This window comes from Kineococcus rubinsiae (assembly GCF_011839805.1).
GTDB lineage: Bacteria > Actinomycetota > Actinomycetes > Actinomycetales > Kineococcaceae > Kineococcus > Kineococcus rubinsiae.
This window is the reverse complement of the sequence record NZ_VWPY01000007.1, coordinates 38,617-59,887: the sequence shown is the minus strand read 5'-3', so window position 1 is coordinate 59,887 and position 21,271 is coordinate 38,617. Positions and strand designations below refer to the sequence as shown.

Genomic DNA, 21,271 nt, shown 5'->3' with positions numbered 1-21,271 from the left:
GCGGAGGGCGCGGTGGGCCGTCAGGGCCTGCCGCGCCACCCCAGGGCCGCGGAGGCCGCGTCGGCCGCCGCGACGACGGCGGGCACGACCTCGGCCATCCGCTGCTCGCTGAGGCGGTAGGCGGGGCCGGAGACGCTGATCGCGGCGACGACGACGCCGTCGGGGCCGCGGACCGGGGCGGCGACGGCGTTCAGGCCGAGCTCCAGCTCCTCCGACGTCGTGGCGTACCCGGCGGCCTCGACGCGGGCCAGCTCGGCGTCGAGGTCCTTGCGCCGCACCAGGGTGCGCTCGGTCAGCCGCGCCAGCCGCGCGGGCAGGCCGGTGCGGCGCACGGGCGGGCAGAAGGCCAGCAGGACCTTGCCGCTGGACGTGGCGTGCAGCGGGGTCCGCTCCCCCACCCAGTTGTGGGTGATCACCGACGAGGCCCCGCGGACCTGGTCCACGTTGATGGCGGCGTCGCCGTCGGCGACGGCCACGTTCACGGTCTCCCCGACGAGGGTCGCGAGCTCCTCGCACGCGGGGCGGCTGCGCCGGGTCACCTCGAGCTGGTCGGCGACGGCCCCGGCGAGGCGCACGACGCCCATGCCGAGCCGGTACTTGCCGCGGTCGCCGATCTGCTCGACGAGCCCCCGGCCCTCCAGGGCCGTCACGAGCCGGAAGGCCGTCGACTTGTGCACGTCCAGGCGGGCGGCGATCTCCGTGACGCCCGCCTCCCCGAGCTCGGCGAGGACCTCGAGGATCGTCACGGCTCGGTCGACGGACTGCACGGGGCTGACGCGCACCGCGGGGACGGCGGGCACCACCGCCGGGCGCGGCCGCACGCCGGAGGCGTCGTCCGGCTGCGCGCTCATGGCGCCAGCATGCCACCGCGCCCGCGGCGCCCACCTCCGGAGCGCACGCGGGCGGGCGGCGGCGCCTCAGCGGCGCAGGCGCTCCATCCCCGGGTCGACGAGGGGTTCCGCGGCCACGGTGGCGGCCACGCGGCGCCCGAAGTACTCGACCTCGACGGCCGTCCCGACCTCCGCGGCGGCCGCCGGCAGCCACGCGCAGGCGATCGGCGTACCGAGGGTGTGGCTCCACGCCGCGGACGTCACGTAGCCGACCGCGTCGGCCCCGCCGGCCACGAACACCGGCTCCCTGCCCAGCACGACGGTGCTCCGGTCGTCGACGGTCAGCGCGCACAGCCGGCGCGCCGGCGGTGTCCCGGCCGCCGCCAGGAGGGCGTCGCGGCCGACGAAGTCCCCCTTGTCGAGCTTGACCGCGAACTCCAGGCCGGCCTCGGGCGGCTGGTGCTCGGACGTGACGTCGCCGCCGGAGAGCCGGTAGCCCTTCTCCAGCCGCAGGCTCGAGAACGCGGCCCGCCCGGCCGCCACGACGCCCAGCGGCTGCCCCGCCGCGAACAGCGCGTCCCAGAGCGCCGCGCCGTTCTCCGCCGACGCGTACAGCTCCCAGCCGAGCTCGCCGACGTAGGAGACGCGCAGCGCCGTGACGGGGATCCCGGCCACGACGATCCGGCGGGCGCCGAAGTAGCGGAACCCGCGGTGCGAGACGTCGTCGCGGGTCAGCGGTTCCACCAGCTCCCGGGCCAGCGGGCCCCAGACGCCGACGCAGCACGTGCCCCCGGTGACGTCGCGCACGTCGACCCAGCCGAGCTCCGGGTGCTCCTCGCGCTGCTCGCGGGCCGCGCGGCGCAGGAGGTCCTCGTCGGTCCCGGTGTTCACGCCGACCTGGAACTCGTCGGCGGCCAGGCGCGCCACGGTCCAGTCCGACCGCACCCCGCCCGCGGCCTCCAGCGCCAGCGTGTAGGTGACGGACCCGACCTTCCTGTCCAGCTGGTTCGTCGTGAGGCGCTGCAGCAGGGCGAGGGCGCCCGGCCCGTCGACCCGGACCCGGCGCAGCGGCGTCATGTCGTACAGCGCCACGGCCGTGCGGGTCTTCCAGGCCTCGACGGCCACGACGGGCGAGTGGAACTGCGCGGCCCACGGTTCGCGCTCGGGTTCGCGCCACGCGTCAGGCACCTCCGGCAGCAGCGCGGCGTTCGCCTCGTACCAGAGCGGCCGCTCCCAGCCGCCGCCCTCGGTGAACACCGCCCCCAGCTCCACCTCGCGGGCGTGGAACGGGGAGAGCCGCAGGCCCCGCGGGGAGGTCCTGGGCTGCAGCGGGTGCAGCACGTCGTAGATCTCCACGAAGTTCTGCTGCGAGGTCTCGCTCACGAACTCCGGCGTGGTCTGGACGGCCTCGAACCGGCTGACCTCCAGCTCGTGCAGGTCGGTGTCGGTGCCACCGTCGACGAGGAGCTGGGCGACGGCGCGGGCGACGCCCGCGGAGTGCGTGACCCAGACCGCCTCGGCGATGAAGAACCCCCGAACGTCGGGGCTCTCGCCGACGAGGGAACCCCCGTCGGGCGTGAACGAGAAGATGCCGTTGAACGCCTCCTCGACCTTCGTGTCCGCCAGCCCCGGCAGCAGGGCGACCGCGTCCGCCCACGAGGGGGCGAAGTCCTCCTCGGTGAACGGCAGCATCGACGGCATGGACTCCGGGGTCGCGCCCGCGGAGTCGTCGAGGTCGGCCAGGTTCACCGGCATCGGCCGGTGCGCGTAGGAGCCGATGCCGAGGCGGTCGCCGTGCTCGCGGAAGTAGAGGTCGGCGTCCTGGTGGCGCAGGATCGGCAGCCCGGCCTCGGCGGCCTCGGTGTTGCGGCCGCGCAGCGCGGCGACCTGTCCCGTCCGGGCGTACTGGTGGGCCAGCGGCAGCAGCGGGACCGTCATGCCCACGAGGTCGCCGACGGCCGGGCCCCAGAACCCCGCGCACGACACGACGACGTCGGCCGGGACGACCCCCGTCGGCGTCCGGACACCGGTGACGCGCCCGTGCTCGTGCTCGACGCCCGTGACCTTCGTGGAGCCGACGAAGCGCGCCCCGCGGGCCTCCGCGCGGCGCTGCAGGGCGACGACGGTGCGGGTCGCCTTCGCGAGGCCGTCGGTGGCGACGTGCAGGCCGCCGAGGACCCGCTCGCGGTCGACGAGGGGGTGCAGGCGGACGACCTCGTCGGGGTCGACGAGCCGGGCGCCCTCGACGCCCCACGACTGCGCCCAGCCGATCTTGCGCTGCAGGTCGTGCAGCCGCTCCGGGGTGGTCGCGACCTCAAGCCCGCCCACGGGGTTGAAGCACCACGCCCCGTCGACGTCGAGGCTCGACAGCTTCCGCACGGTGTACTGCGCGAACTCCGCCATCGTCTTCGACGCGTTCGTCTGGAAAACCAGGCCGGGGGCGTGCGAGGTCGACCCGCCGGGCAGCGGCAGCGGGCCCGCGTCCAGGACGGTGACGTCGCTCCAGCCGCGCTCGGTGAGCTCGTCGGCGAGGTTGGCGCCGACGATGCCGGCGCCGATGACGACGACCCGGGGGGTGGTGCTCACGAGGGCTCCTGCGCGTCGGGGGTGGTGTCGGGGTGCTCGGCGTCCTCGAGGTGCTCGGCGTCCTCGAGGTGCTCGGTGGCCGCGTCGAGGACCCAGTCGGCGAGCGCGCCCGCGAAGGTCGAGCGCACGACGAGCATGACGTCGCCGCCCCCGGGGGCGCGGGCGACGAGCAGGACCCCGATCTGGGCGATGCTGGTCTGCACCGCGGTGCCCGGGTCGAACACGCCGGGGTGCAGGTCGACCGCGCACCCGCCGCGCAGCAGGTCGGGGACGTGCTCCCCGCGCAGTCGGAGCGTCGTGCGCTGCGCGGAGACGTCGACGACGGTCCCGCCCGAGGCGAGGACGGCGTCGGCCAGGGCGACGACCGGCACGGGCCGGGCCGCGGGCGCCAGGACGAGCCACTCGTCGGGGCCGAGCCAGACGACGTCCACGCCGTCCGGGGAGGTGCTGCACGAGGACGGCCCGGGCAGCCGGGCCCCCACCAGGGCCTCGACGGCGCGGGCTCCGGGCGAGGCCGGGTCGACGCGCACCGCCAGCTGCTGCAGCGTCGCGTCCGGCGCCGCCGAGAGCCCGGGCGGCAGCGCCGCGAGGCGCTCCGCCCAGTCGTCCAGGGGTCCGCGCAGCGCGAGCCGGGGCAGGGTCGCGGGGCGCACGAGCTCAGCCGTCACGGCGGGCTCCTTCGGGGTCGACGAGGACGGAGGAGGTGATCTCGACGGCGACCGTCCGGCCGTCGACGACGGCGTACGCCTGCTCGCCGATGCGGGCGCGGCCGCCGGCGACCAGCGCCAGGGCGAACGTCCGGCCGAGGGCCGCGCTGCGGTAGCTGGAGGTGACGAAGCCCAGCATGGGCACGGGCGGCGGGGGGATCTCCGCGGCCGCGACGAGCTGGCTGCCCTCGGGCACGAGGACGCCCGCCTCCAGCGGCAGCAGGCCGACGAGCTGCCGGCGCGCCGGGTCGAGGTTGGCGGGGCGGGAGAACGACCGCTTGCCGACGAAGTCGACCTTCTTCCTCGACACCGCCCAGCCGAGCCCCAGGTCGTGCGGGGTGACGGTGCCGTCGGTGTCCTGCCCGATGATCGGGTAGCCCTTCTCGGCCCGCAGCACGTGCATCGTCTCGGTCCCGTAGGGCGTGATGCCGTGCGGCGCACCGATGGCGACGAGGCGCTCCCAGACCGCGGCGGCGTAGCGGGAGTCGACCATGACCTCGTAGGCGAGCTCCCCGGAGAAGCTGACGCGGGAGAGCAGGACCGGCACGTCGTCGACCTCGGTGGCGCGCCAGGTCATGAAGGGGAAGGCGTCGTTGGCGACGTCGACGCCCGGGGCGAACTCCCCGACGACGGCGCGCGAGAGCGGGCCGACGACCGGGAACACGGCCCACTGGTCGGTCACCGACGTGAGGTGCACGTGCAGGTGCGGCCACTCCGTCTGCAGCCACTCCTCCATCCAGTCGAGCACCTTCGCCGCGGCCCCGGTGGTCGTGGAGACGAGGAACTCCTCCTCGCCCCGCCGCAGCACGGTGCCGTCGTCGAGGACCGTGCCGTCGACGCCGCACATGACGCCGTAGCGCACCGAGCCGACCTTCAGGCTGCTCATGACGTTCGTGTACATCAGGTCGAGGAACTCACCGGCGTCCGGGCCGTGCACGGAGATGCCCCCGAGCGTCGACCCGTCGAGGATCCCGACGCCCGTGCGGACGGCGGCGCACTCGCGCAGCACCGCGGTGTCCATGTCCTCGGTGGTCCCGTCGGGCCGGCGGCGCGGGTAGTACCGCGGCCGCTTCCACATCCCGACGTCCTCGAAGACGGCCCCGTGCTCGACGTGCCACGCGTGCACGGCGGTGCGGCGCACCGGGTCGTACAGGTCGCCGCGGTTGCGGCCGGCGAACGCCGCGAACGCGACGGGGACGGTGGGCGGCCGGTACTTCGTGACGCCCAGGTCCGCGACGGTGCGGCCGAGCAGCTCCGCGACGAGGCCCGAGGTGATGACCCCGGAGGTGCGGCCCTGGTCGTGCGCCGTCCCGATCGTCGTGTACCGCTTGACGTGCTCGACGGAGCGCAGCCCGGCGCCGACCGCGCGGCGCACGTCCGCGACGGTCGCGTCGCGCTGCAGGTCGACGAACTCCTCGGTCCCGTCACCGTCCTGCGGCACCCGCCACAGCAGCAGCCCGGGCGAGCGCTCCGGCCCGCGGGGCGGGCGGGGCAGCGACGACGCGGGGGCCGGCAGCCCCAGGGCGGTGAGGACGTCGACGGCGCTGCGCTCGCCGTCGCGCAGGGCCTGGCCCAGGCCCAGCTCGCCGCGGGCGGCGCCCGCGACGTGGACGGTGGGCAGGGGCGCGGCGGGCACGAAGCCGCCGAGCTCGGTGTCGTAGCGCAGGGCCCCGCCGGACTGGCTGAACAGCTGCACGGCCGGGTTCCAGCCCCCGCTGACGAGCAGCAGGTCGCAGGCCAGCTCCCCGCCCGTGCCGACCGCACCGCCGGTGATGTCGGCGACGCGCACGCCCTCGACGCGGTCGGTCCCCAGCGTCCCGGTCACCACGACCGCGGCCCGCACGGGGACCCCGGCGGCGGTGCACCGCGACGCCCACGCGGCCGGGGCCGCGGGGCGCGCGTCGAGGACGCGGACGGCGGCACCGGCGGCCGCGAGGTCCAGCGCCGCGGCGTAGGCGGCGTCGTCGCAGGTGAACACGACGACGTCGCGCCCCGCGAGGACGCCGTAGCGGTGCAGGTACGTCCGGGCCGAGGACGCCAGCAGGACGCCCGGCCGGTCGTTGTCGCGGAACACGACGGGCCGCTCGTAGGCACCCGTCGCGGTGACGACGTGCCGGGCGCGCACGCGCCAGACGCGCTGCCGAGCGAGGTTGCGCGGGGCCGCGGCGCCGAGGTGGTCGGTGCGCTTCTCCAGCGCGAGCACGAGCCCGTCGTCGTAGCTGCCGACGGCCGTGGTGCGCTGCAGGTGCAGCACGTCCTCGTGCGTGGCGAGCTCGGCGCGGGCCGCGGCGACCCACTCCAGCGCCGGGCGGTCGTCGAGGACGTCGTCGGTGCCGAGCAGGAACCCGCCGGGTTCCGGGTTCTCGTCGACGAGCACGACCCGGGCCCCGGCGCGCGCGGCGGTGAGCGCCGCGACGAGCCCCGCGGGGCCGGCCCCGACGACCACGACGTCGGCGTGCGCGTGGCGGGTGTCGTAGCGCGCCGGGTCGGGCACGTCGGCGAGGCGGCCGCGGCCGGCGAGGCCCCGGGCGACGAGGCCGTCGAACAGCTCGAGCGTGGTGGCCAGCTGCATCGGGTCGGGGAACGGGTGCTCGACCTGGACGAGGGCGTTCGGCTCCTCCGCGCCCGCGGCCAGGACGCCGCGCGGGCGGCCGCGCGCGGAGCTGCGGGCGACGGCCAGCTCGTCGGCGGCGAGCAGCGCCGACGCCAGGGTGTCGCCGGGGTGCCCCGTGAACTCCCTGCCGTCGAAGGTGAAGCGCAGCGTGCGCGAGCGGTCCAGGCGACCGCGGCCCTCGATGCGCTCAGCCACGACCGGCCCCCGTCCCGGCGGCGGTCAGGTCGGGAGAGGGGTCGCCCGGGCGGTAGGTCGCGAGGAACGCGTGGGTGCGGGTGTCGCGCACCGCGTTGAACCAGCGGCGGCACGCGGTCGCATGCATCCAGCGCTCCGCCCACACCCCCGCGGTGTTGTCGCGGAAGAACACGTAGTGGGCCCACTCCTCGTCGCTGAGGGCGGACGGGTCGGCCGGGTAGGGCACGTGGGCCTGGCCGCCGTAGGAGAACTCGGCCTCCTCGCGGGGACCGCACCAGGGGCACTCGATGAGCTGCACGGCGTCGTCTCCTCGGGTTCTCAGTGCGCCACGGCGGCGGCGCCGTGCTCGTCGACGAGCCGCCCCGTGACGAAGCGGTCGAGGGTGAACGGGGCGTTGTAGGGGTGGGGTTCCCCGGTCGCGATGGTGTGGGCGAGGCACCAGCCCACCCCGGGGGTGGCCTTGAAACCGCCTGTCCCCCAGCCGCAGTTGAGGTAGACGTTCTCGTACGGCGTGCGCCCGACGATCGGGGACGCGTCGGGCGTGACGTCGACGACACCGCCCCAGGTCCGCAGCACGTGGGCCCGGGCGAACACCGGGAACAGCTCCACGGCCGCGGCCATCTGCCGCTCGACGATGTGGAACGAGCCGCGCTGGCCGTAGCCGTTGTAGCTGTCCACGCCGGCACCCATCACGAGCTCGCCCTTGTGCGCCTGCGAGACGTAGACGTGCACGGCGTTCGACATGACGACGGTGGGGTGCACGGGTTCCAGCAGTTCCGACACGAGCGCCTGCAGGGGGTGGCTCTGCAGCGGGACACGGAACCCCAGCTCGTCGGTGAGGGTCGAGGTGCGGCCCGCGGCGCAGAGGGCGAGGGTTCCGCACGCGATGTCCCCGCGCGAGGTCCGCACGCCCGTGACGCGGTCGCCGTCGGTGGTGAACCCCAGGACCTCGCAGTCCTGGATCAGGTCGATGCCGGCCTCGTCCGCGCGTCGGGCCAGGCCCCACGCGACGTAGTCGTGCTTGGCGATGCCGGCGCGCGGCTGGTAGGTCGCGCCGAGGACGGGGTAGCGGATGTCCGGGGACGTGTTGACGATCGGGCAGAGCTCCGCGACGCCGGCTGTGTCGACCCACTCGGCGTCCACGCCGTTCAGCACGTTCGCGCCGACGCGGCGCACGGAGTCGCGCACGTCCTGCAGCGTGTGGGCGAGGTTCAGCACGCCGCGCTGGCTGAAGAGGATCGGGTAGTCGAGGTCCTCCTCGAGCGTCTCCCAGAGCTTCAGGGAGTGCTCGTAGATCGCGGCGCTCTCGTCCCACAGGTAGTTCGAGCGGATGAGGGTGGTGTTGCGCGCCATGTTCCCGCCGGCGAGCCACCCCTTCTCCAGGACGGCGACGTTCGTGATGCCGTGGTTCTTCGCCAGGTAGTGCGCGGTGGCCAGCCCGTGGCCGCCGCCGCCGACGATGACGACGTCGTAGGACGGCTTGGGGTCGGGGTTGCGCCAGAGGAGGGCCGGGTGCTCCGGCACGCCCGTCGCGGGTGCTGTGCTCACCGAGTCCTCCGACCTGCTCAACTGACTGATATGTCAGTTCGCGACTGTATGGTCGGGGACGAACCAGGGTCAAGGAGGAGCAGTGAGCGCAGCGCTCGAGACGCTCGGGGACGACGGCACGGCCGAGGGCACGACGGCCGAGCGGGGCCCCGCCACGATGGCCGACCGCGCCTACGAGGCCCTGCGCGACGCCCTCCTCGTCCTCGACATCCGCCCCGGTGACCCCCTGAACGACGAGGCGCTGGCGCGCGAGCTCGGCGTCGGGCGCACCCCCGTGCGCGAGGCGCTGAAGCGGCTGGAGGCCGACCGGCTCGTCGTCGCCTACCCGCGCCGCGGCACGTTCGCCACGGCCGTCGACATCACCGACCTCGCCCACCTCTCGGAGATCCGCAGGACGCTGGAGCCGCTGGCCGCCGAGGGCGCCGCCCGCCGCGCCGGCCCCGCGGCCCGCGAGGAGCTGCGGCGCCTGGCCGCGACCATCGAGGCCCTCGACCCGGCGACGCTGGACGCGCGCACCCTCATGCGCCACGACGTGGCGGTGCACCGCGGTGTCTACCGCGCGTGCGGCAACCCCTTCCTCGAGGACGTCCTCGTGCGCCACGACAACCTGGCGACCCGCATCTGGTGCCTCGTGCTGGACCGCCTCCCGCGCTTCGGCGGGCACGTCGGCGAGCACGTCGAGCTGCTGCGGGCCATCGTCGACGGCCGCGCCGACGACGCCGCCCGCCTGGCGCACGAGCACGTCACCCGCTTCGAGCGCGAGGTCCGCGCCGTCCTCTGACCCTCCCGCCCGCAGGACGCCGCGCCGGGCCGGCGAGCGCCCTGCCCACACCCGGCGAGGTCGGTTGGGCACATTGCGCGCCGCGACACCCGCCGCATAGGACAGGATGTCCGCCGTGCGCCGTCTCGATCCCATCGATGCCCGGATCCTCCTCGCTCTCGACGAGGATCCGCGCGCCACGGTGCTCGGACTGTCCCGGCTGCTGAACCTGGCCCGGGGCACCGTCCAGACGCACCTGGAGCGCCTGGAGTCCGACGGTGTCCTGCACCGCTTCTCCCGCCGGCTCGCGCCGGCGGCCCTGGGCTTCTCCGTGTCCGCCTTCGTCATGATCGAGATCCACCAGGGTCAGCAGGACGACACGCTCCTGCAGCTGCGCGCGACGCCGGAGGTGCTCGAGGTCCACGGCATCACGGGTGACGGCGACCTCATGTGCCGCGTCGTCGCCCGTGACGCCGACGACCTCTACCGCGTCGGTCAGTCGCTGCTGGCCATCCCCGGCGTCGTGCGCACCCGGACCTCCCTGGCGATGCGGGAGCTGGTGCCCTACCGCATCGACCCGCTGCTCACCGGTCTGGCCGACTGAGCCGACCGTCCCGGCTGGGCGGACCGTCCCGGTGGTGCCCCCACCGCTCCCCCGGCGCCCCGGCGGGCTGAGCCCGGGCGGGCTGAGCCTTGGCGGGCTGAACCTTGGCGGGCCGAGGCTGGGCGGGCACCACCGGACCGCGCGGTGCGGGTGGCCGGGGCCCCGGCCCGGGCGCCGGCGCGGCGCCCGGTCGAGGGCAGGTGGTCCCGGGTGCGGGCCCGGGTGGTGCTGCCGGACGAGCGCGGCGCCGCGGGGCGCGCGGGGCTCTGGAGCAGGTCCAGGCCACCGAGCGCGTCCGGGCCGGACCAGCGCGGCCCGGGAGCCGAGCTGGACGTCGCGACCCGGGGGCCGGACGAGCTGCCCCGACGGGCCAGGACGATGGCCGCGGCACCCGCCAGGAGCAGGGCCAGGCCGATCCCGAGCGGCGCGAGGCCGGCGCCGGTGTGGGCGAGCCTGCCGGTGGTCGCGGCCACGGTGGACGCGACACCCGTGCGGGCGGTGGAGCGGGACGCCGCCGCTGTGCCGGTGGTGACCCCGGTGCCGCCGGTGCGCGCCGTGGCGGTGCCGGTGCGCGCCGTGGCGCTGCCGGTCTGGCCGGCCTGGCCGAGGCCCGACCCCGTGCCGTTGGTGCCGTTCGAGCCGTTGGTCCCGTCGGACCCCGCCGCCCCGGCGACCGGGGTGGTCGGGCTGCCGGGCGGCGCCGGCGTGGGCGTCACCGGCGTGGTGGGGGCGGGCGTCACCGTCGGTGCGGAGGCCGACGGGCTCGGTGCGGGGGTCGGGTCCGCGGCCGAGGCCGAGGCCGGGGCGACGACCGTGCGGACGGTGCTGAAGGTGCTGGGGCCGCCGTCGGCGTACTGGAAGGCGGTGAGGGCCACCGTGCCCGCCGGCAGCGCGGCCTCGGGCACGAAGCTCCACCGGCCGCTGACGTCGACCGTGGCCGCACCGATGAACCGGCCGCTGCTGTCCTTGACGACGACCTGGGCACCGGGTTCACCCGTGCCGGCCACCGTGGGACGACCGTCCTTCAAGACCGACCCCTCGGCGGGGCTGGTGATGACGGGCTTCGCGATGGTGTCCGCGTCCGCCAGGCGCACGACGCGGACCATCTGCGACGTGGACTGGTAGATGGTCGGGGACGCGTCGAGCAGCGCGTACCGGCTGCTCTGGAGCTTCACCGTCGACGGCGTGCGGGCCATCGTGGCCGCCGCGGTGCCGCCCGAGAAGGCGACGGTCTGGAGCGCGACGACCCAGTGCGTGCCCTGGTCGAAGTTCACGCCCGTGGCCGTCCAGGTGCCGGTCGAGTCGACCGGGATGTTGCTGTGCAGGTCGTCCTCGGCGCTGTTGGTGCGCAGCGACACGAAACCGCCGGGCTGGCCCTTGCCGGTGACCGTCTCGGTCTCCTGGTCCGTCTGGTAGAGGTCGACCGGGGTGCTGATCTCCACGGGGACCGGCGCGTTCGGGTCGTACAGGACGCTGGAGATGTTCGACGTGGTCAGGACGGACCCGACCTGCTGGGTCGCGATGACGCTCGTGTAGTCGCCCGCCGGCAGGTCGATGTTCGGCGTGATGTACCAGAGCCCCGTGGTCGGGTCGCTGGGCGAGGAACCCGTGACGGCGGTCCCGAGGAACTCCCCGTCGACGGTGCGCAGGGTGATGATCGACCCGGTGGCCGCCGTCCCGCCGAAGCGCGGACGGGCGGTCGGCGTGACCGTGCGGTCGATCGGGCCCATGATCGTCGGCACGATGCCGGCGGTCGCGGTGATCGTCACCTGGGTCACGGTGGACAGCGCGGTCATCCCGTCGGCACCGAACTGCCGCGCGACGAGGCGGTGCCCCCCGGGCTTGAGCGCGGTGGTGGGCGCGAGGTAGTAGCGGCCCTCGGAGTCCGTCACCGCGGCACCGATGGCCTGGGTGCCGTCACTGATCGTGATCGTGGTGTTCGGCTCGCCGTAGCCCACGATGATCAGGTTCCCGTTCGAGCTCGACGCGCCGTTGGCCGGCGTGACGATCGTCGGGCGACGGAAGCCCGTGGCCGTCGGGGAGCTGGAGCTGCTGGGAGAGCTGGTGGTCGTCGGCGAGCTGGTCGTCGTCGGCGATCCCGTGGGCGTGGTGGTCGGGGTCGAGGTGGTGGTCGGGGAACTCGTGGTGCTCGGGGAACTGCTGGTGGTCGGGGAACTGCTGGTGCTGCTCGGGGAACTCGTGGTGCTCGAGGAACTGCTGCTGGTGGTGGAGGAACTGCTGCTCGTGCTCGGGGAGCTGCTGGTGGTGGAGGAGCTGCTGGTGGTGGAGCTGCTGGACGAGCCCGTGGGAAGGGTGGTCGGAACGGTGGTGGGGATCGGCGGCAGGGTGGTCGGCAGGGTCGTGGGGACCGGGTCCGACGAACTGCTGGACGAGGAGCTGGCAGAGCTGCTGCTGCTCGAGGGGGACGAGGTGGTCGAGGACGAGGTGGTCGAGGACGGGCTGGTCGAGGTGCTGGACGAGCTGGTCGACGAGCTGCTGGACGAGCTGGTCGACGAGCTGCTGGACGAGCTGGTCGACGAGCTGCTGGAGGAACTGCTCGACGAGCCGGACGGGGACGGGGTGCCCGGGGTGGTGGGGACGGGCACGGTGACGCCACCCCGCTCGCCGGGTTCGGAGACGTTGCCGGCGAGGTCGGTCTGCACCGCGGAGAAGCGGTGCAGGTCGGCGGCCAGGCGCAGGGTCACGGTCCAGCGACCGCCGCCGTCGGCCTGGACGGCCGGGGCGGTGGTGACGGCGCCGATCAGCGGCGTCGCGGTCACGACGACCGACGCCCCGGGCTCCGCGGTCCCGGTGAGGACCAGCGGGTCGGCCGTGACGTCCGCGATGGGGTCGATGACGGGCGGCGCGACGACCGTGTCGGTCGTGAAGGCGACGTCCGCCGAGCGCGGCGAGACGTTGCCGACGACGTCGGTCTGCTGGGCGCTCACGGTGTGCTGACGGTCGGCGACGCGGACCGTGACCTGGGCGATCCAGGTCCCGGTCCCGTCGGCGATGACGCGGTCGAGGGGGGTGCCGTCCAGCGTGACGTCGACGGAGGCGAAGGGCTCGGCCGTGCCGGTGATCGTCGGGGTGTCGTCGTTGGAGATCAGGCCCGGGGACGGGGCCAGGACGACGGGGACGTCCGCGTGCCGGTCGACCGCGAGGTCGAGCTGCACGGCCGGGGACTCGTTGCCGGCCGCGTCGAGCTGCACGACCTTGCGCACGAGCGGACCCTCGGCGGTGCCCGCGGAGGACGTGGGGAGCGAGAAGGTGCCGTCCTGGGCGGCGGTGGTGGTCGCGACCCGGCGGCCGTCCCCGTCGCGCAGGACGACGGTGGCGCCCGGCTCGGCGCCGGCGCCGGTGACGACGGGCACGGTGTCCTTGACGGTGAGCGTGAACCGCGGGTCCGGGCTGGAGACCGCGAGAACCGCCGGGGCGGTGGTGTCGGTCGTCCAGGTCACCGACGCGATCGGGGACGACCGGGCGAAGCGGTCCACCTGGGTGGCGTTGAGGGTGTGGGTGCCGTCGGTGGGCAGGTAGGACGCGAGCTCCCACTCGCCCTGCGCGTCGGCCGGGACGGTCCCGACGGCGGCGCCGGTCTCGTCGGTGACGGTGACCTGGGCGCCCGGGTCCGCCCCGGCGCCGCGGGGCACCACGGGCCCGTTGACGATCTGGCCCGCGGTGGGGGCCGTGATGGTGACGGCCGCCGGGCCGGCGGCGTCGATCGTGAGCGACAGGGTCGTGGGCAGGGAGTTGTGCGTGGAGTTGTCGACGGCGTTGACCACCAGGACGACGGGACCGTCGGGCGTGATCGGGTCGAGCAGCACCTGGAAGGCGCCGGTGGGGTCGGCGTAGCCGCTGCCGACCAGGTCACCACCGAGGGTGACGTCCACGCGGGCCCCGGGCTCGGCGGTGCCCACGAGGAGCGGGGTGGTGGTCTGCACCACGGCGCCACCGGCTGGGGAGGTCACGACGGGCGGCTCGGGAGCCTGGGAGTCGACCATGAGCAGGACCGGGGCGGACGTGCTGGAGGTGAGGCCGCCGCTGAGGTGGACGGCCGTGACGATCCACGAGCCGTCGCCGACGCTGAAGGTCCCCGCGAAGGAGCCGTTCACCACGTCCACGGTGAGGCGGGCCCCGCTGCCCGTGGTGCCGGAGGCGGGGGACACGTCGATGACGACCTTGTCGCCGGGCGCGGACGTGGCGACGGTGCCGCTGATGACGCTGGTGTCCACGGGCCAGGTGACGGGCTGGGCGTCCAGGACGGGCACGGCCGGGAGCGCCGCGTCGACCTCGACCGTGTAGGTGGAGGGGACGGCGGCCGAGGCGTTGTCGAGGGCGTCGGTGAGCTTCGCGGTGACGGTGTGCGTCCCCACCGGCAGCGTGCCGGGCACGGTCCAGTGGCCGGCGTCGTCGACGCGGGCGGTGCCGAAGGGCGCGTCGTCCAGCGTCACGGTCACCGTGGTGCCGCGCTCGCCGGTGCCGGAGACCGCGGTGGCCGCAGCGCCCGCGGTGGAGCCGTCCTGCGGGGTGAGGATGACGGGCACGGCGGGGGCCGTGGTGTCGACGACGACGCGCACGCCGTCGGCCTCGGCGGAGTTGCCCGCCTGGTCGCGGGAGGTGGCGACCAGGACGTTGCCGCCCTCGGCCAGGTCGGCCGTGGGGGTCAGGCTCCAGCTGCCGTCGCCGCCGACCGTGGTGCTGCCGAGCGAGGTGCCCCGGTCGGTCGTGACGGTGATGCTCGAGCCGGCTTCGCCCGTGCCCGAGACGACGGGACGGCGCTGCTTGGTGGAGGAGTCGTTGGCGGGAGCGGTGACCACGGGTGTGGTGGGCGCGGCGGTGTCGACGGTCGCCGACCACGGGGCCGAGGCCGGCGAGGCGTTGCCCGCTGCGTCGGTCGCGACCGCGGTGACCGTGCTCGGCCCCTCGGGCAGCGTGAGCTGGACGGTCCAGACCCCGTTGCCGTCGGCGGTGACGGGACCCCACGTGTGCGCGGGGTTCGCCCCGTCGCTGACGAGGACCCGGCTGCCGGGCTCGGCCTTCCCCGAGAGCTGGAAGGCGGAGGCGCGCAGTTGCCCGGTCGGCACCTCCGTGGTGATGACCGGGCGCGCCGGGGCGGCGGTGTCCACCCGGACGGTGACCTGGTTGGAGGGGGCCGTGGTCTGGCCACCGATGGTCTGCGTCGAGACGAGCACCTGGGTGCCGTCGGCGGGCAGGGTCGCGGTGGCGCTCCAGGTGCCGCCGGCGCTCACGGTCGCCGTCGCGACGGCGGTGCCGCCGGAGGTGACGGTGACGACCGCGCCGGGGATGCCGGTGCCCGTCACGCCGACGGCGCGGGTGCGCACGAGGGCCTGGTCCACGGGCGTGGAGATGACGGGCGCCGGCAGCGAGCAGTCGACACCGCCGGCGGGCGTGGTGGTGGACACCGAGAGCGGGAAGAGGTTGACGGAGAAGGCGGCCAGGCCGAGGAGGCCGGGACTGCTGATCGACAGGACGCCCTTCGTGGAGGCCGCGGCGGCGGTGCCGCCGGCGGCGGGGGCCGGGCCGGCGTCGAGGGCGCTGAAGCCGAAGGTGAAGCCCCCGAGCGTCTTGGGACCGTCACCGGGGTTGAGCGTGGTGATCGTGCTGCCGACCGTCTTCGGCACCGTGATGGTGGCCGCGGTGCGGGAGTAGGTGACCGTCGACCCACCGGCCGCGCCCGTCGAGACGGCGGTCAGCGTGGCCGCGGGCAGGTCGACGGTGATGTCGCCGAGCAGGCCGTTGGGCAGGGTGATCCGCGCCGCGCTGGAGGTCGCCGTGGAGGTGGTCCCGCGGCGCGTGGCGCCGGGACCGGCGGTCAGCGACGTGGTGGTCGTCGTGCCGAGGGTCTGGCCGCCCGAGGCGGAGGTGACGCCGAGGCCGATGAGCGGGACGTTGAGGCCCGCGGTGGCGGAGGTGGTCTGGGTGAGGGTCGAGCTGCTCAGCGGCACGCAGACCTGGTCCCCGGGCCAGCGGGCCCAGGCGGAGCGCTTCAGGGTGCCGAGCGACAGGACGTTGGCGGCGTTGACGGCCGCCCCGTCCGCGGAGGTGGACGCGGCGTTGTCGCCGTGCTGCTCCAGCGGCAGGGCCCCGACGGGGAGACCCAGCGCGTTGAGGCCGAGGACCGCGACGGAGGCGTCGGAGCGGTTGGCGGCGGTGCTGCTGCTGGTGCCGGCCGAGACGCCGACCTGGGCCTTGAGGGTCTCGGCGCCGAGGGCGCCGACGCTGATGTTGGCGATGCTGCCGGTGGCGGCGGTCGCGAAGGGGGTGCTGACGGGGCTCGCGGACGCCGCGGGCGCGAAGGGGCCGCCGAGCAGGCCGGCGCCGATGGCCAGGGCCACGACGCCGGTGAGCGCCTGCTGACCGCGGCGCGTCAGGCCGGCCAGCGACCCGGGCGCGGCCAGGCGGGGGTGCCGGAGGTGCACGACCCGTGGTTGTTGCGTCGGTTCCATCACGATCCCCCTCCGACCGCGCCCAGGACTGGACGACGGCACCGCGCGGCCACGTGGCCGCACGACAGCTAGAACTTCTAGACCTGTGACTCGGACCACAGGTCGGCCAACCTGAACCGGAAGGTCTTCTAGAAGCCGTGGTTCACCCGGCTGGCGCAGCCTCGGGGCCCCCCGCGGAGGGGCAGCGTCACCGCGGGGACGGCCGGGCGTCACCCGTGCGGCAGACTGTGTGACGTGTTGCGGTGGCTGACGGCAGGCGAGTCCCACGGTCCGGCGCTCGCAGGGATCCTCGAGGGCCTGCCCGCCGGGGTCGAGGTGACCTCCGACGACCTCCGCGCGGCGCTCGCCCGGCGGCGCCTGGGCTACGGCCGCGGGGCCCGCATGGGCTTCGAGCAGGACGAGCTGGAGGTCATCGGCGGCATCCGCCACGGCCTCAGCCAGGGCGGGCCGGTCGCGCTGCGCATCGGCAACACCGAGTGGCCCCGCTGGTCCGACGTCATGTCGGCCGACCCGGCCGACGCCGACGGCCGCCGCTACGACGAGCCCGGCCGCCTGCCCGCGCGCGGTCGCTCCGCCCCGCTGACGCGGCCCCGGCCCGGCCACGCCGACCTGACGGGCATGCAGAAGTACTCCTTCACCGACGCGCGGCCCGTGCTCGAGCGCGCCTCCGCCCGCGAGACCGCCACGCGCGTCGCGCTCGGTGAGGTCGCCCGCCTCTTCCTCGCGCAGACCGTCGGCGCGGAGGTCGTCTCGCACGTCGTCTCGCTCGGCTCCGTCGAGGCCCCCGCGGGCGTCGTGCCCGAGCGGGGGGCGCGCGAGCGCATCGACGCGGACCCGGTCCGCTGCACCGACCCGGAGACCAGCGCGCTCATGGTGGCCGAGGTGGACAAGGCCCACGGGGAGGGCGACACCCTCGGCGGCGTCGTCGAGGTCGTCGTGCACGGGCTGCCGCCGGGCCTCGGCTCCTACGTCCACTGGGACCGCAAGCTCGACTCCCGGCTGGCCGCGGCCCTCATGGGCATCCAGGCGATCAAGGGCGTCGAGGTCGGCGACGGCTTCGAGACCGCCCGCCGGCGCGGCTCGCAGGCCCACGACGAGATCGAGCGCACGGACGACGGCAGCGACGCGGCCGGCCTGACCGTGCGGCGGCGCACGGACCGCGCGGGCGGCATCGAGGGCGGCATGAGCAACGGCGAGGTCCTGCGGGTCCGCGCCGCCATGAAGCCCATCTCGACCGTGCCGAAGGCGCTGGACACCGTCGACACGTCCTCGGGCGGGGCGGCGCAGGCCATCGCCCAGCGCTCGGACGTGTGCGCGGTCCCCGCGGCCGGGGTCGTCGCCGAGGCCATGGTCAGCCTCGTGCTGGCCGACGCGGTGCTGGAGAAGTTCGGTGGCGACACCGTGGCGCAGGTGCGCGCCAACGTGCGCAGCTACCTCGACGCCCTGGTCATCCGCACCGACACGGTCGCCCCCACCGACACGGTCGGCTGAGCAGGTCCACCGCGCGGGATCGGCGGGGCCGGGTGACGATCACCGCATGAAGATCGCGATGCTCGTCCTCGGTGTGGTCATGGCCCTCCTCGGCGTCCTGTGGTTCCTGCAGGGCATCGGCGTCCTCGGCGGCAGCGTGATGTCCGGCCAGACGACGTGGGCCGTCGTCGGCCCGATCGTGGCGATCGTCGGCATCGGCCTGGCCGTGGCGTCGCGCCGGCGCCCCGCCGGCCGCCGCTGACCCCGCTCGCGGGCGGGGGACGCTGATGCGCGTCCTGCTCGTCGACAACCACGACTCGTACACGTTCAACGTGTTCCAGCTCCTCGCCGAGGTCACCGGCGAGGAGCCCGTCGTCGTGCTGAACGACGGCGCGGCCCCGGGCGAGCTCGACCTGGAGGGCTTCGACGCGGTCGTCCTCTCCCCCGGCCCGGGCCACCCGGGGGTGGCTGCGGACTTCGGCCTCTGCGCCGACGTGCTCGCCCGGGCGCGGGTTCCGGTGCTCGGCATCTGCCTCGGGCACCAGGGGATCGCCCTGGCCGCGGGCGCGCCCGTCGTCCGCGCACCCCGGGCCCGGCACGGGCACGTCAGCCGCATCACGCACGACGGCACCGGGTTGTTCGCCGGGCTGCCGCAGGAGTTCGCGGCCGTCCGCTACCACTCCCTCGCCGTCCCCGAACCCCTGCCGCCGACGCTCGTGGCGACCGCGTGGGCCGAGGACGGGGTGGTGATGGCGCTGCGGCACACCGAGCGTCCCTTCGTCGGCGTCCAGTTCCACCCCGAGTCGATCGAGAGCGAGCACGGGGCGGTCCTCGTCCGGAACTTCCTCCGCGCGGCCCACCCGCCGGCCCGGACGACATCGTCCGGACCGCCGACGAGCAGCGGAACTCCGGCGGCCGCCCGGCGGACCTACCGGCTCCACGTGCGGACGCTGCCCCGCGCGGTGGACACCGAGGCCGCGTTCGACCGGCTGAACGCCCGCAGCGCGCAGGCGTTCTGGCTCGACAGCGCCCGCACGAGCCCCGCGACCGGCCGGTTCTCCTTCCTCGGCGACGCCGCCGGGCCCGAGGCGGAGTTCCTGACCTACCGCGTCGCCGACGTTGCGGTGCGGGTGCGCGACCGCGACGGGGAGCGCCTCGTCCCGGGGTCGGTGTTCGACCTGCTGGAGGCGGAGCTCGCCGCCCGGCGGATCGACCCGGCCGACCGGCCGCAGGACCTGCCCTTCGACTTCGCGGGGGGTTACGTCGGCTACCTCGGCTACGAGCTGCGCGCCGACTGCGGGTACCCGACGACGCGCACGGCGAGCACCCCCGACTCCGCGTGGGTGTTCGCCGACCGGTTCCTCGCCGTCGACCACGAGCAGGGCCGCACGCACCTGCTCGCCCTGTCCCGCAGCGACCTCGGTGCCGGGGAGCCGGCCACCGCGGCCCGGGCGTGGCTCGACGCGACGGAGGCCGCGCTGGCCGACCTCCCCGACGACACCCGCCCGTCGTCCGAACCCGGCGCATCCGTGACCGCCGTCACCGGGGCGGCCGTGGAACCCCTGCTGCGCCGGGACCGCGCCGGCTACCTCGCCGACGTGGCACGGTGCGGGGAGCTGCTGCGCGCCGGGGAGAGCTACGAGATCTGCCTGACGGACGAGGTGCGGCTGCCCGTCACCGCCGACCCGCTGAGCACGTACCGACGCCTGCGGCGGGCGAACCCCGCGCCGTACGCCGCGTTCCTGCGCTTCGACGACGTCGAGGTGGCGTGCGCCTCCCCCGAGCGGTTCCTCACCGTCGACCGCGACCGCTGGGCGGAGGCGCGGCCCGTCAAGGGCACCGCCGCCCGCGGCGCCACCCCGGCCGAGGACGAGGAGCTCCGCGGGGCGCTGGAGCGCGGCGCGAAGACCCGCGCCGAGAACCTCATGATCGTCGACCTGCTGCGCAACGACCTGGGCCGGGTGTGCGAGGTGGGTTCCGTGTCCGTTCCCGCACTGATGGTCACCGAGACCTACGCGACGGTGCACCAGCTCGTCAGCACCGTGCGTGGCCGGCTGCGCGCCGGGACGTCCGTGGTGGCCGCCGTGCGCGCCTGCTTCCCGGGCGGCTCGATGACGGGCGCCCCGAAGGAGCGCACGCTGCGCATCATCGACGAGCTCGAGCAGCGGCCGAGGGGGATCTACTCGGGCGCTCTCGGGTACCTCTCCCTCACGGGGACGGCCGATCTGAACATCGTCATCCGCACCCTCGTCGCGCAGGGCGGCGAGTGGACCGCGGGGGCCGGCGGCGCGATCGTCCTCGACTCCGACCCGGTCGGGGAGTTCGAGGAACTCCTGCTCAAGGCGGCGGCGTCCTTGCAGGCGGTGCTGCCCCCGGAACCTCAGGTCACGACGCCGGCCTGATCCGGGAGGTCGTCGCCGTTCCGGTACCGGCGGTTCCGGAACGGTCGCTACCCTGGCCGCCCCGGTGGCGCCCCGCGGTCCGGGCGAGAACACGGGAGCAGCGATGAGCACGTCCGCCACGGGGTACGCCCTGGGCCGGTTCTCCGACGGCACCGAGGAGTTCACGGGGCTGGTCGTCGACGAGGTCGTCCACCCCCTGCTCCCCGGCGAGGTCGTGGACGGCCCGGCGACCGTGCCGGCGCTCCTGGAGGACTGGGACGCCACCGAACCGCGCCTGCAGCAGCTCGCGGCGGCCAGGCGGCCCGAGCAGGGCCGCTCCCTCGACGGCCTGCGCGTCCTCGTCCCGGTCCAGCCCCGGCAGGTGCTGCAGGCCGGGGCGAACTACCGCACGCACGTGGCCGAGCTGAACCTCGCCGCCCGTGCGCGCGGCGACCGGCGGCCGGAGGAGGAGGTGCGCCGCGCCGTCGTGCGGAGCATGGACGAGCGGGCGCGCAACGGCCGCCCGTTCATCTTCGCCGCCCTGCCCTCGGCCCTGTCCGGTGCGTACGACGACGTCGTGCTGCCCCCCGAGTCGTCTCAGGTCGACTGGGAGGCCGAGCTGGCCGTCGTCATCGGCGCCCCCGCCCACCGGGTGTCCCGCGAGGACGCGATGCGCCACGTCGCCGGGTACACCGTCTGCAACGACGTCAGCGCCCGGGACCTGCAGTTCTCCGCCGAGCACCGGCGCCTGGGCGGGGACTGGGTGAGCGCGAAGAACCGGCCGACGTTCCTGCCCACGGGTCCCTGGTTCGTGCCCGCCTCGCAGGTCCCCGACCACCGCGAGCTGCGCATCACCCTCGACCTCAACGGGCGCCGCATGCAGGACGAGGTCGCCGGCGGCATGCTCCACGACGTCGCCCAGCTCATCGCGTCGGCCTCCGCAGGGGCCCGGCTCCTGCCCGGCGACCTGCTGCTCACCGGGAGCCCCGTCGGCAACGGCGGGTACTGGAACCGCTGGCTGCGCCCGGGCGACGTCCTGGAGACGGCCATCTCCGGGCTCGGCGCCCAGCGGACCCGCTGCGTGGCCGAGGTGCTGCCCTGACCCG

Annotated in this window: 13 protein-coding genes; 6 read left to right on the top strand and 7 right to left on the bottom strand. The window is 75.3% G+C overall.

The annotated features are described in order from the left end of the window. Positions 1-20 precede the first annotated feature (20 nt). The 6 genes from F1544_RS06245 to F1544_RS06220 form a co-directional block, all read right to left on the bottom strand. A complete protein-coding gene (locus F1544_RS06245) occupies positions 21-767 on the bottom strand; it encodes an IclR family transcriptional regulator (protein WP_167583505.1) in 747 nt (248 codons plus the stop codon). A 150-nt stretch (positions 768-917) separates the two neighbouring features. Then, positions 918-3,416 (bottom strand): GcvT family protein, encoded by a 2,499-nt coding sequence (locus F1544_RS06240; RefSeq protein WP_167583357.1) that lies wholly within the window; start codon positions 3,414-3,416, stop codon positions 918-920. Further along, positions 3,413-4,084: a sarcosine oxidase subunit gamma gene (locus F1544_RS06235; RefSeq protein WP_167583355.1), complete on the bottom strand. Its 672-nt coding sequence runs from the start codon at positions 4,082-4,084 to the stop codon at positions 3,413-3,415. Before F1544_RS06235 ends, F1544_RS06240 begins: the two co-directional genes overlap by 4 nt. Beyond that, entirely contained in the window at positions 4,074-6,932 is a 2,859-nt protein-coding gene (locus F1544_RS06230) for a 2Fe-2S iron-sulfur cluster-binding protein (protein ID WP_167583353.1), read from the bottom strand. Before F1544_RS06230 ends, F1544_RS06235 begins: the two co-directional genes overlap by 11 nt. After that, entirely contained in the window at positions 6,925-7,230 is a 306-nt protein-coding gene (locus F1544_RS06225) for a sarcosine oxidase subunit delta (RefSeq protein ID WP_167583351.1), read from the bottom strand. The genes F1544_RS06230 and F1544_RS06225 overlap by 8 nt, the downstream gene beginning before the upstream one ends. A gap of 20 nt (positions 7,231-7,250) precedes the next feature. Continuing rightward, the gene (locus F1544_RS06220) at positions 7,251-8,480 is read right to left on the bottom strand and encodes a sarcosine oxidase subunit beta family protein (protein WP_167583349.1); all 1,230 of its coding nucleotides are present in this window, start codon (positions 8,478-8,480) and stop codon (positions 7,251-7,253) included. 82 nt (positions 8,481-8,562) lie between these two features. Between F1544_RS06220 and F1544_RS06215 the strand changes: the two genes are divergently transcribed. Continuing rightward, a complete protein-coding gene (locus tag F1544_RS06215; protein ID WP_208971374.1) occupies positions 8,563-9,261 on the top strand; it encodes a GntR family transcriptional regulator in 699 nt (232 codons plus the stop codon). 106 nt (positions 9,262-9,367) lie between these two features. Then, a complete protein-coding gene (locus F1544_RS06210; RefSeq protein WP_167583347.1) occupies positions 9,368-9,844 on the top strand; it encodes an Lrp/AsnC family transcriptional regulator in 477 nt (158 codons plus the stop codon). On the opposite strand, the gene F1544_RS06205 is transcribed toward F1544_RS06210, so the two are convergent. Beyond that, on the bottom strand, positions 9,805-16,314 hold the full coding sequence (locus F1544_RS06205; RefSeq protein WP_244308015.1) for an Ig-like domain-containing protein: 6,510 nt from the start codon (positions 16,312-16,314) through the stop codon (positions 9,805-9,807). The two genes, F1544_RS06210 and F1544_RS06205, sit on opposite strands and share 40 nt — an antisense overlap. Before the next feature lie 234 nt (positions 16,315-16,548). On the opposite strand from F1544_RS06205, the gene aroC reads away from it, so the two are divergent. The 4 genes from aroC (at position 16,549) to F1544_RS06185 (ending at position 21,267) form a co-directional block, all read left to right on the top strand. Continuing rightward, the gene (aroC, locus tag F1544_RS06200) at positions 16,549-17,805 is read left to right on the top strand and encodes a chorismate synthase (RefSeq protein WP_167583343.1); all 1,257 of its coding nucleotides are present in this window, start codon (positions 16,549-16,551) and stop codon (positions 17,803-17,805) included. Between the two features lie 46 nt (positions 17,806-17,851). Further along, positions 17,852-18,046: a hypothetical protein gene (locus F1544_RS06195; protein WP_167583340.1), complete on the top strand. Its 195-nt coding sequence runs from the start codon at positions 17,852-17,854 to the stop codon at positions 18,044-18,046. A gap of 25 nt (positions 18,047-18,071) precedes the next feature. After that, the gene (gene pabB / locus F1544_RS06190; RefSeq protein WP_167583338.1) at positions 18,072-20,186 is read left to right on the top strand and encodes an aminodeoxychorismate synthase component I; all 2,115 of its coding nucleotides are present in this window, start codon (positions 18,072-18,074) and stop codon (positions 20,184-20,186) included. Positions 20,187-20,289: 103 nt separating this feature from the next. Then, complete coding sequence (locus F1544_RS06185; RefSeq protein WP_167583336.1) at positions 20,290-21,267, top strand: fumarylacetoacetate hydrolase family protein; 978 nt, start codon at positions 20,290-20,292, stop codon at positions 21,265-21,267. The last annotated feature ends 4 nt before the right edge of the window (positions 21,268-21,271 follow it).